The sequence below is a fragment of the Microbacterium sp. No. 7 genome (assembly GCF_001314225.1).
Classification (GTDB): domain Bacteria; phylum Actinomycetota; class Actinomycetes; order Actinomycetales; family Microbacteriaceae; genus Microbacterium.
In genome coordinates, this window is record NZ_CP012697.1 from 3156124 (window position 1) to 3170742 (window position 14619).

Consider the following 14619-nt stretch of genomic DNA (forward strand, 5'->3'; position numbering starts at 1 on the left):
GATGCGTCGACTCTAACCTCATCATCGACGATGATGCTATAGGCGAAATCAAGCTTTTACACGCCAGAAACGAGCGGCCGAGCGTCACCCCCGGACCCGGGACACCACTGTCCGGACGGCCTCGCTGAGTACGGCGGAGGGGGGCACGCGCAAGCGCGTGCCCCCCTCCGCCGTACTCAGCAGATCAACCGACCTGCTCGCCGTAGAACCTCAAGAAGTTCTCACCCAGCACACCGGCGACGACATCGTCGGGCACTCCCCGCACGATCAGCTCACACGCCACGTTGACGAGCTCGCGGTAGCTTCCGATCCCCTCCGCGTACTTGTACCAAGGGAAATGCGGCACGCAGCCGGGCTTGTCCCACTTCATGCGTCGAACCTTGTGGGTCCCGTCGTGCTGGATGTGCAGGTAGCCCGCCTCGTCGAGATAGGCCTGCTCGTAGATGAGCGGGCGCCCTTTCGGGAAGTCGCTCGCGACAGTGACCCGCTCAGGCCCGAGCATGTCGATGAGGTACGCGAGATGCGCGCCGACGTCGGCCACGGTCGCCTCGCCGTCCGGCGTGAGGTCCAACGGATACACGCCGCACAGGCCGCCCCGCTCGCCGACGACCCGCAACGTCTCGTCGGTGACGTTGCGGGGGATCGGACACAACGCGTTGACGTTGCAGTGCGAGAGGTACACCGGTGCCGTCGACGCGAGCGCTGCGTCCTGCTGGGTCAGTCGACTCGCGTGAGAGAGATCCACGAGCATGCCGACGCGATTCATCTCCGCGATGACCTCACGCCCGAGCAGGCTCAGTCCGCCGTCCCTGGGCTCGAGGCAGCCATCGCCGAGGAAGTTCTTCTTGTTGTATGTGATCTGGCTCGAGGTCACCCCCATCTGCCGGAAGAGCTCGACGTTGCCCGGGTCGTCCTCGAAGGGCCGCCCGTTCTGCAGCAGGTAGTAGATCGCGATGCGCCCGTCCTCCTTGGCCTGACGGATCTCGTCTGCGGTCTGCACGTGCACCAGATCCCTCGAATACTCGCGGATGAGCCCGTTCCATTTGAGGATCATGTTCATCGCGGCCTGCAGGCCGTCCTCCTCGGCGGCGAGCGTCATGCCCACAGCGTTCACCCCCGAGGCCTTCAGCTCGGCGATCGAGTCGTCGAGCGCGCCTCCGGGACCGGTCGGCCGCACGGCGCCGCAGGTGTCGATGACGGTGGCGGACTGCATGATCGCCCGAGCGCGCCGACGCTCCTCCGCCGTCGGCGACCGAGAGAAGACAGCGGCATCGGAAGAGAGATCGGCAGAGATGCTGGTCATGTGTTCGACAACCCTTCAGTATCGGCGCGTCGCCTCCCGCGGCGCGGCACGGCACGGACATACACGGCTCGCCGCGCTTCACAATAACATCATCATTGATGATGCCTAAGGATGGGGTTCCGTTCCGCGAGATGACGTCCGTCGCGGCGAGCTGGACGCGCTCCGCTCGGACACTCACGCTGACGACGTCGCCGACACCCCCGGCAACCGGCGCCCCGACCTCCCTCCCCCCGCCCCGCACACCTCACCCCGCTGGTTGAGTAGCCGCCGCAGGCGGCGTATCGAAACCCACGTGACGGTCCGCGGGAGGGGTCTCGATACACTCGCGGCTCCGCCGCGAGCACTCGACCAGCGGGACGGGACGCCCCGGCCCGCCTACCTCACCCCGCGCCCACCCCCGCTGGTTGAGTAGCCGCCGCAGGCGGCGTATCGAAACCCGTGTAACGGTCCGCGGGAGGGGTCTCGATACACTCGCGGCTCCGCCGCGAGCACTCGACCAGCGGGACGGGACGCCCCGGCCCGCCTACCTCACCCCGCACCCACCCCCGCTGGTTGAGTAGCCGCCGCAGGCGGCGTATCGAAACCCGTGTAACGCACCGTGAGAAGGGTCTCGATACACTCGCGGCTCCGCCGCGAGCACTCGACCAGCGGGACGGGACGCACCCACACGCCCGACCCACACTCCCGCTGGTTGAGTAGCCGCCGCAGGCGGCGTATCGAAACCCGTCTAACAGACCGTGGGAACGGTTTCGATACGCCCGCGGATTCGCCGCGAGCACTCGACCATCCCCTGTCCGAGAGCCGAGGCGTGCGCGATTCAGCCTGCTCTCGCGGCGCCCGGCACCGATGCGAGGCCGTTGATCGCACGGACGAGCCGGTACAGGTCGCCGACCCGGCGCTGATCCAGCCGCAGCACGAGTCGCGGAAGATCGAGGTGATCGTCGTCCTCGGTCTCGGCGCGCAGCGGGCCGGAGCGCTCGATCCTGTCACCGGCGAGGAGACCGGCGAACTCGACGTTCAGCCCTTCGATCTCCGCGTCGGTCGGATCGTTGCGCACCCGCAGCACGAGCCGGTCGCCCACCCAGCGCAGCGAGTGGTAGTTGCTCCAGAAGGCGGCGATGTGGTCGGCCGCGGCGGTCACGGAGTCGGTGACGAGCACGCGGTCGAAGTCGTGCGGCGAGACGACGCCGGAGGTCACGAGCTGCTCGTCGACGAAGCGCTTCAGAGCCGTCCAGAACGTGCCGCCGGGGGCGTCGAGCAGCACGATCGGCACGGGCTCGGCCTTGCCCGTCTGCTGCAGCGTGAGCAGCTCGAACATCTCGTCGAGCGTGCCGAACCCGCCGGGCACGCACACGAAGCCGTGCGACTCCTTCACGAGCATGAGCTTGCGGGTGAAGAAGTACTTCATCGCCACGACGCGATCGGCTCCGGCGACGACGGCGTTCGGCTTCTCCTCGAACGGCAGCCGGATCGAGACGCCGAGCGAGCGCTCCGGGCCGGCGCCCTCGGCCGCCGCCTGCATGATGCCCGGCCCCGCGCCCGTGACGACCATCCAGCCGCGATCGGCGAGCGCGGCCGCGACGGCGGCCGCGGCGCGGTACAGCTCGTCGTCGGGCCTCGTGCGCGCCGAGCCGAACACCGTCACCTTGGGGATGCCGCGGTACGGCGCGAACAGCCGGAACGCCGCGCGCATCTCGGTGAGCGCCGCCGAGGTGATCTTCAGGTCGAGACGCTGCGTGTCGTCGAGGCCGAGCCCCACGCCCGTCGCGAGGATGCGGGCGACGAGGTCGGCGTTCGCCCCGATGCCGGCCTCGGCGATGAGCGACCGGATCTCGTCGGTGACGTCGGAGGGGATCGAAGCAGCACTGGCGACCATGCCTCCACCCTGCCACGCAGCCGTGAACAACCGGGGAACACCCTCTGGCGGCGCGCGGGTGCCGCCGAGCATACTGGGCCGATGGAAGCTATCAGCGACTGGATCGCGACATGGGGCGACAACCTGTGGACATGGGCCGTACTGCCCGTCGTGGTGGCGCTGGGCCTGTACTTCACGATCCGCTCGGGGGTCGTGCAGTTCCGGCTCATCCCCGAGATGTTCCGCACCCTCACCGACAAGACACCGCGCACGGAGTCGGGCGAGCCGCAGTCGGTCTCCGCCTTCCAGGCCTTCACGATCTCGGCGGCGTCGCGCGTCGGCGTGGGGAACATCGCCGGCGTCGGCACCGCGATCGCGATCGGCGGTCCCGGCGCGGTGTTCTGGATGTGGCTCATGGCGTTCATCGGCGGCGCCTCCTCGTTCATCGAGTCGTCGCTCGCCCAGCTGTACAAGACCAGGGATGCCGACGGGTTCCGAGGCGGCCCCGCGTACTACATGCAGCGCGGTCTCGGCGCGCGCTGGATGGGCATCCTGTTCGCGATCGTGCTCATCGTCTGCTTCCCCATCGCGTTCAGCTCGCTGCAGGCCAACACGATCCAGGCGACGATCGCGGGCAGCTTCGGAGACGACGCGATGAGCTGGCTGCCCTGGCTCATCGGCGTCGCCCTCGCCGTGCTCATGGCGCTCGTCGTCTTCGGCGGCGTGCGCCGCATCGCGTCGGTCACCCAGACGCTCGTTCCGCTGATGGCGCTGACCTACCTGCTGCTCGGGCTCGTGATCGTCGTCATCCACATCGACCGCCTGCCCGCCGTGTTCGCCGCGATCTTCACCCAGGCCTTCGGACCGAACGAGGTCGTCGGGGCGACGCTCGGCTACCTGATCCTGACCGGCGTCAAGCGCGGCATGTTCTCGAACGAGGCCGGCCTCGGCTCGGCCCCGAACGCGGGAGCCAGCGCGGCCGTGACCCACCCGGTGAAGCAGGGGCTCGTGCAGACGCTCGGCGTCTACTTCGACACGTTCCTCGTGTGCTCGATCACGGCGTTCATCGTGCTCGTCTCGGTGCCCGACCTCGCGAACGCGCAGCGCGGCATCAGCCTGACCCAGGGCGCGGTCGTCGGCGCGCTCGGCGACTGGGCGAACATCCTGCTGAGCGTCATCATCTTCCTGCTCGCCTTCAGCTCGATCCTCGGCAACTACTACTACGGCGAGTCGAACATCGAGTTCATCACGCCGAAGCACGGCGTGCTGCTCGGCTATCGCATCGTCGCGATCGTCGCCGTGTTCCTCGGCGCGCTCGTCTCGGCCGACGTCGTGTGGAACTTCGCCGACGGGGCGATGGGCTTCATGGCCCTCATCAACCTCATCGCCATCGCGCTCCTGTCGGGGATCGCTTTCCGGCTCCTGAAGGACTACACGCAGCAGCGCCGCGAGGGGCGGGACCCCGTCTTCACCCGCGATCGACTGCCCGACGTGAAGGGCATCGAGGTGTGGGAGGACGAGCTGACCGTCACCGGTCCGATCGATCTGTCGACGAAGCGCCGTCAGGCCGAGAAGCACCGCGACCACCTGCACGGACAGCACGGCTGACCGGATCGCAGCGGTCGGCCGTTCGTCCCCCGACGCCTTGTAGAGTGGACGAGGCGCGCCGGGAAGTCTGGTCGGCATCGGACTTCGTCGACCCCTGGAGAATGCAATGACAGCGCCCGACCCTGCCCGCACCCCTTCCGAGCGGCCCCGCTTTCCCCGGCGCGGCAGCTACGCCGAGACGCTGCGCATCGGCGAGCTGCTCCGCAAGGAGTCGGTCGGCGGCGCGATGCTCGTGGTCGCGGCCGTCATCGGCATCGTCTGGGCGAACTCGCCCTGGGCCGACGCATACTTCACGCTCCGCGACTTCCGCATCGGCTACGAGCCCTGGCATCTGAACCTGTCGCTGGGCACGTGGGCGGCCGACGGCCTGCTCGCGATCTTCTTCTTCCTCGTGGGACTCGAGCTCAAGCGCGAGTTCGTCGCCGGCGACCTCCGCCGGTTCAGCACGGCGGTCATCCCCGTGCTCGCCGCCGCGGGCGGTGTCGCCGTGCCCGCTCTCATCTACGTCGCGATCGTCTGGCAGGACCCTGCGCTGCTGCGCGGCTGGGCGATCCCGACGGCGACCGACATCGCCTTCGCCGTCGCCGTGCTGGCGCTCATCGGCTCGCACCTGCCGAGCCCGCTGCGGATCTTCCTGCTCACGCTCGCCGTCGTCGACGACCTCATCGCCATCGGCATCATCGCGATCTTCTACACCGCGGAGATCCAGGTCCTCCCTCTCCTCCTCGGGCTCCTGACGATCGCGGTCTACGGCGGGATCGCCCAGCGCTACCGGCAGTTCTTCCGCCTCAAGCCCGCCGCCGCGTGGCTCATCCTGCTGCCGATCGGCATCGTCGCGTGGGCGTTCGTCCACGCATCCGGCATCCACGCCACCATCGCGGGCGTGCTCCTCGCGTTCACGATCCCCGTCAAGCACCGGCGAGGCCGGCAGATCCCCGACGGCACACCCGGGCTGGCGATCGAGTTCGAGCACCGCTTCCGCCCCATCTCCACGGGCGTCGCCGTGCCGATCTTCGCCTTCTTCTCGGCCGGCGTCGCGCTCGGCGGCATCGAGGGCCTGCGCTCAGCCTTCTCCGACCCCGTGACGATCGGCATCATCGCGGCGCTCGTCCTCGGCAAGCCGATCGGCATCCTGCTCACGACCTGGCTCACGACGAGGGCCCGCGGCGTCGACCTCGACCCGGAGCTGAAGTGGATCGACATCGCCGGGGTCGGACTGCTCGCGGGCATCGGGTTCACCGTGTCGCTGCTGGTCACCGAGCTCAGCTTCGACGCCGCCGACGCGCATCACGACCACGCGAAGGTGGCGATCCTCGCGGCGTCGGTGCTCGCCGCCGTGCTCGCGTCGTTCATCCTCGTGGCCCGCAACCGGCGGTACCGGAGGATCGCGGAGGCCGACGCCGTGGACGCCGACGGCGACGGCGTCCCCGACGTGTACGAACGCCCCTGACCTCCGCGCCGGTGCCGGCCGCCGCCGACTACGGCATCTGCACGAAGCCGGGCACGCTCGTCGCCCGTCGCGCATGCAGGTCGACCGCGAGCACACGCTGCTCCGCGAGCACGACGGGCGTGCCATCGGCACGTTGCACGCAGTGCGCGGTCTGAAACGACTTCTCGGCGACATCGGTGAGCCGCGAGGCGACCCGGAGCGCGTCGCCGGCACGGCACGGCCCCAGCCAGGTGAGCCGCATCTCGGCGAGCATGCGTCCGACACCTGTGCGCTCCGAGAACTCCACTGTGTAGCCCCACGACACGACCTGGTGATGCACGGCGTGGGCGATCGCACGAATGACCTCTTCGAAGAGCAGGGCGCCCGTGTGGTCGGTGTGCGCGGGGCGTACGGTGCCGACGTGGGCGACCAGGTCGGCGGCGGCGCGCGTCCACGGCAGCGGCGGCGGCGCGACGAGGCTGCGCGGGAACGCCGGCGCGACGACATCGGCATCCGCGCTCGGAAGGCGTACGCCGCGGCCGTCGCTCCCTCGCTCGAGCGCCGTCGCCGACAGCCGTCCCTCGGTGAGCAGCAGATGCACGATCTCGCCGTCGTGCTCGCCTCCGGCGACACGTGCCGAGCGGACCTCGACCGCCGCCCCGGATCGCAGCTCGCCGTGGAAGCGCAGATGCCACTGACGCTGCGGCACGCCCTCGCCGGCGGCGACGAGCTCGGAGGCGCACTGGAACGCGCGCACGTAGAAACGGGTGTTCCAGTGCCCGTTGAAGTCGCACTCCCAGCTCTCGACGCGGGAGTGGTGGGTGGAAACGCCGACGGTGCTGAACGGCATCGCTGCTCCTTGACGCTGAGGGCCTGCGGACGGCATCCACCCTATTCGCCCGACGGACGGATGACGCATGCCGCAGGCCCTCGGCGCCGCGTCAGAACACCGCGCTGAGCACCACGTAGCCGACGGCGCCGATGATCGCGGCGACGGGGAGCGTGATGATCCAGGCCAGTGCGATGGGCCGCATGCCGACGACGAGCGCGACCATGGCCGCGGGCGGCGCGCTGGCGCTCTCGCCGATCTCGCCCGTCTTCAGCATGTCGATGATGGCGGCGATCACGAGGGCCTGCTTCATCGTGAGCGTGCCGGCGCCGACACTGATGCCGAGCGAGTCGGCCACGTCGTTGCCGCCGATGTTGAACGTCATGAAGGCACCGAACACGATCAACGTGATGAGCACGGCGGTGTTCGCCTCGCTCGACACGTATCCCGTCGGCCAGAGGACGAACGAGACCAGCGTGATCGCCTGAGGACCCCGAAGGACACATGCCACCAGCGGGCTGGTTCAGGCCGGGCGGGTCGGGTCTGGGGCAGCGTCGGTGGTCACGCCTGTTCGTTCCCGAGGGCGCCGTCGTTCCCGAGGACGGATGCCGCGGCATCCGTCCTCGGGAACGCGAGATCTCCTCGGGAACGAACGGGTCCCATGCTCAGCGCGCGGTCAGGCGCGCGAGCGCGTCGTCGACCGGCACGACCTCGCGGTCGCCCGAGCGGCGGTCCCACAGCTCGACCTGGCCGTCGGCGGCGCCGCGGCCGACGATGAGGATCCGCGGGATGCCGATGATCTCGGCATCCGCGAACTTCACGCCGGGCGACACCTTGGCGCGGTCGTCGTAGAGCACGTCGAGGCCCGCGGCCTCGAGACCGGCGGCGACGGATGCCGCGAGGTCGAAGGCCACGGCATCCTTGCCCGTCGCGACGACGTGCACGTCGAACGGCGCGACCGACGCGGGCCACAGCAGGCCCTTGTCGTCGTGGTTCAGCTCGGCGATGAGGGCGAGGATGCGCGTGACGCCGATGCCGTAGGAGCCCATCGTGACGGTCACGAGCTTGCCGTTCTCGTCGAGCACCTTCAGGCCCAGCGCCTCGGCGTACTTGCGGCCGAGCTGGAACACGTGGCCGATCTCGGTGCCGCGCGCGAGCGTCACGGGGCCCGAGCCGTCGGGAGCGGGGTCGCCCTCGCGCACGTTCGCGACCTCGACGAAGCCGTCGGCCGCGAAGTCGCGCCCCGCGACGAGCGAGTGCACGTGCTTCTGGTCGATGTTCGCGCCGGTGATCCACGACGTGCCGTCGACGACCCGCGGGTCGAGCAGGTAGCGGATGCCGGTCGCCGACTCCTCGCCGAGGATCGCGCCCTGCTCCGACCAGGGGCCGATGTAGCCCTTGACGAGCAGGGGGTGCCGCTCGAAGTCCTCGGGCGTCGCGGCCTCCACCGCCGCGGGCGCGAAGGCGACCTCGGCGCGCTTGTCGTCGACGTCGCGGTCGCCGGGGATGCCGACGATCACGAGCTCGCGCGTGCCATCGAGGTGCGTGAGCGCGAGCACGACGTTCTTGAGGGTGTCCGCGGCGGCGTACTCCCCGTCCAGCACGGCGTTGCTGTGCGCGACGAGCGTCTCGATCGTCGGGGTGTCGGGCGAGTCGAAGATCACGGGCGCGGGCAGGCCGTCGAACGGACGCGCCTCGGGCGCGACGGTCGTGAACGCCTCGACGTTGGCGGTGTAGCCGCCCGCCGAGCGCACGAACGTGTCCTCGCCGATGGGCGTCGGGTGCAGGAACTCCTCGCTGCGCGAGCCGCCCATCGCGCCGGCATCCGCCTGCACGATGACGTACTCGAGCCCCAGGCGCTGGAAGATGCGCTCGTAGGCGTCGCGCTGCGCCTGATAGCTGGAGTCCAGGCCCGCGTCGGTGTGGTCGAACGAGTACGCGTCCTTCATCGTGAACTCGCGGCCGCGCAGCAGGCCCGCGCGGGGCCGCGCCTCGTCGCGGTACTTGTCCTGGATCTGGTAGATCGTCAGCGGCAGGTCCTTGTACGACGAGTACAGGTCCTTCACGAGCAGCGTGAAGACCTCCTCGTGCGTCGGCGCGAGCAGGTAGTCGGCGTCCTTGCGGTCCTTGAGGCGGAAGATGCCGTCGCCGTACTCCTCCCAGCGGCCGGTCGCCTCGTAGGGCTCGCGCGGCAGCAGCGCGGGGAAGTGCACCTCGTAGGCGCCCGCGGCGGTCATCTCGTCGCGGATGATCTGCTCGATGCGCGCCTTGACCCGCAGGCCGATCGGCAGCCACGCGAAGATGCCCGGCGCCTGGCGCCGGATGTAGCCGGCGCGGACGAGCAGCTTGTGCGAGGCGACCTCGGCGTCGGCGGGGTCTTCGCGCAGCGTGCGCAGGAAATAGTGCGAGAGACGGGTGACCACGAGTGTCAAGCTTAGCCGCGCAGGATGCCGCGGCCTCGTGCGCTCCCCGCCGAGCGTGCGGGGGGCTTCGCGCCGAGGTTGGGGGCTTCGTTCCAAGATCGTGGGCGCTGGATGCCGCTACCGCGACGCCATGGCGACGACGAGCGCCCACCATTCGCGGTGACGACGTCACCAGCGGGTGCATTCCCGCTGCTCAGAGCTGCAGTCTCCGCGTCTTCCCGTCCGAGGAGAACCGTGTGCGCTCGATGAACACCGACGGCCCGCAATAGAAGTCGAGATCGAACACGTCGATACCCAGCGCACGACAGTACTTCTCGATCAGCGCCGGCGTCAGACGGTCGCGCTTCCGGCGGGCCGTGTAGTGCTCGGGCTCCTCCCACGACTGCACCGGCCCCCAGGCCTCGTAGTGATACCGGGACGAGCTGTACTCCCCCTCGATCACCGCAATACTCCGGGGAGGCCCTTCCCGGCCCGGCCAGGAATACGACAGAAGGTAGCCACCCGGCCTGCGCCCGATCGCACCCGAGTCGCCCTGGAAGGGAACGGCGGTGACCATGAGCGTCGCCGCACCGTGCCGGTCCCCGACCACCGACAACACACCACCCGGGTCTCCCCCGGACGGATTGGCATCGAAGCACGCCGTCCACTCGCCACCCCGTGTGCCCACCAGAAGACTGCGTATCACCGGGGCGGACCCGAGCGGCAGCAGCATCGTGGCGCTCTCGACGAGTCCACCGTCAACATCAACCCGCATCGGCCCAAGCCCGAGCCCCTCGTGCCACGCCACCACGCGCTCCGCGACCTCGGTCAGAGGCGCCTTGATGAATCCGACCTGCCCACCAAAAACAGGCGGCATACCCGGAATACGACTCGTGAGCGTGCTCATTTCCGCGGCGAATCGAGGATCACGCGGTCGATCAGGATAGATGGCCCCGAATAGAAATCGAGGTCGAAGACGTCGATATTCAACCTCTTGCAGTACCGTTCCAGCATCTCCGGAGTCAGACGATCCCGCTTGAGGCGGGACTCGTATCGGTCGGGCTCCTCCCACGACTGCACCGGACCATACTGCTCAAAAGTATAACGACCCGGTGAGCCATCGCCCACGACGAGCGTAACGCTACGAGAGCTCGTTCGCGACCCGTCGGGACTATACGAGAACGAATAGCCACCGAGCGTCGCCGCCCCCGGATCCCCGAACGGCACTGCACTCACCGTCAGGGCAGCAACACCCATCCTCTCGCCGATAACCCTCACAGGGCCATCAGGATACCCGCCCAATATCGCAGCGTTGAAATAGGCGGTCCACTCACCGCTGCGCGTCGCGACGAGGAGGTCACGACACGTCGGCGGCGGCCCGAGCGGAAGCAAACCGGGAGCCGCATCAACCAGCCCTCCGGGCACATCCGTCCTCGACAGATCGAACGCCACCTCCCTCCCCAGATGGAGACTCAGGTCCCCCCGCCAGCTGAAGAGATGCTCCGCCACATCCGCGATTCGCGCCCGGAAGAATCCAAACCTCGCACCAAACTCAGATGGCATACCCGGAATGCGGCCGACAAACGTTCCCCCGCCTTCACCTTGCCGAGCAGAGGATGCCGCCTGCCGCCTCCTCGCGGAGGAGCTGACCTTCACAGTTGCAGTCTCCGCGTCTTCCAATCCGAGGAGAACCGTGTGCGCTCGATGAACACCGACGGCCCGCAATAGAAGTCGAGATCGAACACGTCGATACCCAGCGCCCGGCAGTACTTCTCGATCAGCGCGGGCGTCAGGCGGTCGCGCTTCCGGCGGGCCGTGTAGTGCTCGGGCTCTTCCCACGACTGCACCGGCCCCCAGGCCTCGTAGTGATACCGGGACGAGCTGTACTCCCCCTCGATCACCGCAATACTCCGGGGAGGCCCTTCCCGGCCCGGCCAGGAATACGACAGAAGGTAGCCACCCGGCCAGTCCTCGATCGCACCCGGATCACCCTGGAACGGAAGCGCACTGACCCTGAGCGTCGCCGCACCATGCCGGTCCCCAACCACCGACAACACACCACCCGGGTCCCCCCCGGACGGATTGGCATCGAAACACGCCGTCCACTCACCGCCACGAGTGCCGACCAGGAGATCCCGTATCACCGGGGCGGACCCGAGCGGCAGCAGCATCGTGGCGCTCTCGACGAGCCCACCTTCGACATCAACCCGCATCGGCCCAAGACCGAGTGCCTCGTGCCACGCCACCACACGCTCCGCGACCTCGGTCAGAGGCGCCTTGATGAATCCGATCCGCCTGCCGAACTGTGGAGGCATACCCGGAATAGAACCCGCCAACGTATCCATAGTTCTTCCTATTGTATCAGCGTGAGGATATATGGTTCTTGCAAGAGGTAGACGTCCGCGTCGGGATCGTTCGCAAGCAGCCGCCTCGCATGGCCCGGCCCGCGCGTTGACGTGTTCGTATCCAGCTCGATATACACCCTCTTGCCATTAAGTGCTGTCGCCTGAATATCAGGACGGTTTATTCCCACGATCTCCTTTTCCCCATTGACTTGCCTTTGGTCGACTCGAATTTCCGTGTACCGCGCCGCGCGTAGTTCCTCAATGATCTGGTCTTTGGCAGCGTTTTGTGCGGCGGATCGGCTGATGGGACGGTCCAGTTCCAGCGGATCGCGTGGTGTGCTCCCTCGTACCGCGACATCCTGCGGCAGTCGGAAGACGGCGGGGTCGGTCGCGATCACGCGGCGGATCGCGGCGACCTGCTCGTCGGGGTTCTTGGCGAGGGTGATCGCGACGGCCAGCGCGGCCTGCGCGGCCTGCGGACTCTTCGATGCGAACTGGACGGTCTTCGCGGTGATGCGGCCGGCGTCGCCGACGGCGGGGATGATGCCGATCAGGCTCGCGACCGCGGCGATGACATCGCCGGTGAAGAGGTTCGAGATGACGTCGCGGACGTCGCCGTAGACGGCGAGACCGCTCGTGATAGCGCCGAGCAGGTAGGGAAACGACTCGCGCTGGGTGAGGTTGAGCTGCCCGATGTGCTCGGCTCCCCATTCCCAGTCACCGAACACGAGTCCACCCGTGAACGCGGCGGCGGCCTCCTCGCCGGTCAGGTCGTACACGTAAGGGTCGGAGTCCTCGTCCCGTTCCTCGGCGTCGTTGCGGGAGTCGCCGTCCGGATTCCGCGCGGCCGGGTCGGAGCCGAACTCGAGCTCGTCGAAGTCGTCGAGTCCGTCGCCATCGGTGTCGGAGTCGAGCGGCGAGGTGCCCTCGACCACCTCGGTCAGATCATCAAGTCCGTCACCGTCGGTATCGACCACCAGGGGATTGGAGACGCCCACATACCCCGTGGCTGTGGAGATCAGCGCGCCGGCCTCCTCGCCGTCGGTGAGCCCGTCGCCGTCGGTGTCGGGGTTGTGGGGGTCGGTCACGTAGACGTTGCCGCGCTGGGTGCGCCATCCGTTGATTTCGGCTTCGTCGGAGATGCCGTCGCCGTCGGTATCGGGCGTGCCGAGGTCGCCGCCGATCCGCTCGTAGGCGTCCTTCAGCCCGTCAGCGTTCGCGACGAAGAAGTACTTGCCGCCGGTCTGTGTGGCGATCTCCTCCAGCAGCCGCTCGTTGACGCTGCTGCCCAGTCCGACCGTGTAGATCGTCGTGTCGCTGTCGGCCGCACGCGCCGTCAGCGACGGGTCGTAGGAGCCATCGCCGTCGGTGAGCAGCACCACGATGCGCGCATGCGCAGGGTCACCGTTCGCGTCCAGCTCTTCGAGCGGTCCCTGCACCGCCGCCGAGATCGAGGTCCCGCCATCGGTGTACGTGGACGAGATCGCGGCCTTGACGGCCGCGTGATCGGTCGTCAACGACTGCGCCACTTTCCACCCACTGTCAAACCCGACGACAGCGGCCCGATCATCAGGCAGGAGAGCATCGACGAACGACGCGGCAGCATCGAAGCGGAGGTCGTCTGGATCGTTCCAGTCCATCGACCCCGAGCCGTCGATGCTGAGCACGGCATCGATCAGCTGCGTCGCTGTGCCGTCGGCATCGCGAGGCACGACGATCTCGTCTCTCCAGATCGCGTCGAACTGGTTCAGGTCGACGACGATGAACGGTGAGAACTCCGTGGTCGTGACGGTCGCAATACCCGCCGCCACATCGATCGCCTGGTCGGCGGGACGGTCGTAGCGGCCTTCCTCTTCGTCGAAGTGCAGCACGGCGAGGTCTGCCCCGGCCGGGACGGATGCCGCGTCGAACGTGAGGGTGAGGGTCGCGCTCGTGAGCCCCTCCCCGGCATCCACGACGACGGGCGTGCCGACCAGACCCGGAATGTCGCCGAACGCCGCAGCGGGCGCGACCTCCACCGTCGTCGCGGCCAGAGCCGCGGGCGGCCCGTGTGCGAGGAGCGACGCCGGCACGCCCTCGCGCACAACCTCGACCGTCAACAGCCCGTCGGCATCGGCGACCAACGGGTCGCTGCCCACCCGCACCTCGTCGCCGTCGGGCACCCCGTCGCCATCGGTGTCGGCGCGCAGCGGATCGGTCCCGAGCGATCTCTCGTCGCCGTCGCTCAGCCCGTCGCCGTCCGTGTCGGCGTTGAAGGCCTGCGTCCCGTCGATCAGCTCCTGACGGGTCGGCACCCCGTCGCGGTCGGGATCGTCGTCGGGGTCGAGGATGCCGTTGCCATCGGTATCGCGCCTCGTCGGATCGGTGCCGGCCCGCAGCTCCTCGGCATCCGTCAGTCCGTCACGGTCGGTGTCGGTCAGGGACGGATGCGACCCGAAGCGCTCCTCGACGACATCCGGCAGCCCGTCTCCGTCGCGGTCCTTCGAGAAGTCGGGTTCGCCGTCCCCGGGAACGGCCGGAGGAGTCGGTCCCCCCGAACCGCCGCCACCGCCACCGGCGTGCCCGCCCATCCCGAGGAGCGTCCTGACGCAGTCCAGCACAGCACGCAGCACCGCCCCGAGCCCGTCGATCCACGCGACGTGCCGCCCCGCCGGCGCCGCGCCATCCCCCACCGGCCACGCAGCACCGCGATCGGCGGGCAGCGTCCCCGCACCCGCGACCACGCCCGGCACGAGACCGGGCACAGGCATCGCGGCAGACGCCGCGGACTGACCGGCCGGACCCGGTGCCGCCGACGCCGCCGGCACCGGCCCCATTCCCCCGGCGACAAGCGCCGCGACCAGCACCG

General features: G+C 68.8%; 11 protein-coding genes. 2 read left to right on the forward strand and 9 right to left on the reverse strand.

Annotated features, from left to right (window positions below; translation table 11 throughout):
* Positions 1 to 184: 184 nt before the first annotated feature.
* Together AOA12_RS14730 and AOA12_RS14735 are read right to left on the reverse strand one after the other, a co-directional pair.
* On the reverse strand, positions 185 to 1213 hold the full coding sequence (locus AOA12_RS14730) for a membrane dipeptidase (RefSeq protein ID WP_054684324.1): 1029 nt from the start codon (positions 1211 to 1213) through the stop codon (positions 185 to 187).
* Positions 1214 to 2120: 907 nt separating this feature from the next.
* Positions 2121 to 3179: a TIGR00730 family Rossman fold protein gene (locus AOA12_RS14735; protein WP_054684326.1), complete on the reverse strand. Its 1059-nt coding sequence runs from the start codon at positions 3177 to 3179 to the stop codon at positions 2121 to 2123.
* Between the two features lie 81 nt (positions 3180 to 3260).
* On the opposite strand from AOA12_RS14735, the gene AOA12_RS14740 reads away from it, so the two are divergent.
* Together AOA12_RS14740 and nhaA are read left to right on the forward strand one after the other, a co-directional pair.
* On the forward strand, positions 3261 to 4766 hold the full coding sequence (locus tag AOA12_RS14740) for an alanine/glycine:cation symporter family protein (RefSeq protein WP_054684331.1): 1506 nt from the start codon (positions 3261 to 3263) through the stop codon (positions 4764 to 4766).
* Between the two features lie 106 nt (positions 4767 to 4872).
* Positions 4873 to 6216 carry a Na+/H+ antiporter NhaA gene (gene nhaA / locus AOA12_RS14745; RefSeq protein ID WP_054684334.1) on the forward strand — a complete coding sequence of 448 codons (1344 nt, stop codon included), beginning with the start codon at positions 4873 to 4875 and terminating at the stop codon, positions 6214 to 6216.
* A 28-nt stretch (positions 6217 to 6244) separates the two neighbouring features.
* On the opposite strand, the gene AOA12_RS14750 is transcribed toward nhaA, so the two are convergent.
* From AOA12_RS14750 to AOA12_RS14780, 7 genes are all read right to left on the reverse strand, one after another.
* Positions 6245 to 7045, reverse strand: a complete 801-nt coding sequence (locus tag AOA12_RS14750; RefSeq protein WP_054684337.1) for a thioesterase family protein — start codon at positions 7043 to 7045, stop codon at positions 6245 to 6247.
* A 91-nt stretch (positions 7046 to 7136) separates the two neighbouring features.
* Entirely contained in the window at positions 7137 to 7409 is a 273-nt protein-coding gene (locus tag AOA12_RS14755; protein WP_054684340.1) for a hypothetical protein, read from the reverse strand.
* 280 nt (positions 7410 to 7689) lie between these two features.
* A complete protein-coding gene (locus tag AOA12_RS14760) occupies positions 7690 to 9447 on the reverse strand; it encodes a proline--tRNA ligase (RefSeq protein ID WP_054684343.1) in 1758 nt (585 codons plus the stop codon).
* 193 nt (positions 9448 to 9640) lie between these two features.
* Positions 9641 to 10333: a hypothetical protein gene (locus tag AOA12_RS14765; protein ID WP_156366514.1), complete on the reverse strand. Its 693-nt coding sequence runs from the start codon at positions 10331 to 10333 to the stop codon at positions 9641 to 9643.
* Positions 10330 to 11082 carry a hypothetical protein gene (locus AOA12_RS14770; protein ID WP_156366515.1) on the reverse strand — a complete coding sequence of 251 codons (753 nt, stop codon included), beginning with the start codon at positions 11080 to 11082 and terminating at the stop codon, positions 10330 to 10332. Before AOA12_RS14770 ends, AOA12_RS14765 begins: the two co-directional genes overlap by 4 nt.
* Positions 11079 to 11771 carry a hypothetical protein gene (locus AOA12_RS14775; RefSeq protein ID WP_156366516.1) on the reverse strand — a complete coding sequence of 231 codons (693 nt, stop codon included), beginning with the start codon at positions 11769 to 11771 and terminating at the stop codon, positions 11079 to 11081. Before AOA12_RS14775 ends, AOA12_RS14770 begins: the two co-directional genes overlap by 4 nt.
* 8 nt (positions 11772 to 11779) lie before the next feature.
* The gene (locus AOA12_RS14780; RefSeq protein WP_156366517.1) at positions 11780 to 14521 is read right to left on the reverse strand and encodes a VWA domain-containing protein; all 2742 of its coding nucleotides are present in this window, start codon (positions 14519 to 14521) and stop codon (positions 11780 to 11782) included.
* Positions 14522 to 14619: the final 98 nt, after the last annotated feature.

What these genes read in the sequence shown, in the direction of transcription:
- AOA12_RS14730 (WP_054684324.1), bottom strand. Translation starts at nt 1,213, where the DNA reads ATGCAGTCCGCCACCGTCATCGACACCTGCGGCGCCGTGCGGCCGACC.
- AOA12_RS14735 (WP_054684326.1), bottom strand. Translation starts at nt 3,179, where the DNA reads ATGGTCGCCAGTGCTGCTTCGATCCCCTCCGACGTCACCGACGAGATC.
- AOA12_RS14740 (WP_054684331.1), top strand. Translation starts at nt 3,261, where the DNA reads ATGGAAGCTATCAGCGACTGGATCGCGACATGGGGCGACAACCTGTGG.
- nhaA (WP_054684334.1), top strand. Translation starts at nt 4,873, where the DNA reads ATGACAGCGCCCGACCCTGCCCGCACCCCTTCCGAGCGGCCCCGCTTT.
- AOA12_RS14750 (WP_054684337.1), bottom strand. Translation starts at nt 7,045, where the DNA reads ATGCCGTTCAGCACCGTCGGCGTTTCCACCCACCACTCCCGCGTCGAG.
- AOA12_RS14755 (WP_054684340.1), bottom strand. Translation starts at nt 7,409, where the DNA reads ATGACGTTCAACATCGGCGGCAACGACGTGGCCGACTCGCTCGGCATC.
- AOA12_RS14765 (WP_156366514.1), bottom strand. Translation starts at nt 10,333, where the DNA reads ATGAGCACGCTCACGAGTCGTATTCCGGGTATGCCGCCTGTTTTTGGT.
- AOA12_RS14775 (WP_156366516.1), bottom strand. Translation starts at nt 11,771, where the DNA reads ATGGATACGTTGGCGGGTTCTATTCCGGGTATGCCTCCACAGTTCGGC.
- AOA12_RS14780 (WP_156366517.1), bottom strand. Translation starts at nt 14,521, where the DNA reads ATGCCTGTGCCCGGTCTCGTGCCGGGCGTGGTCGCGGGTGCGGGGACG.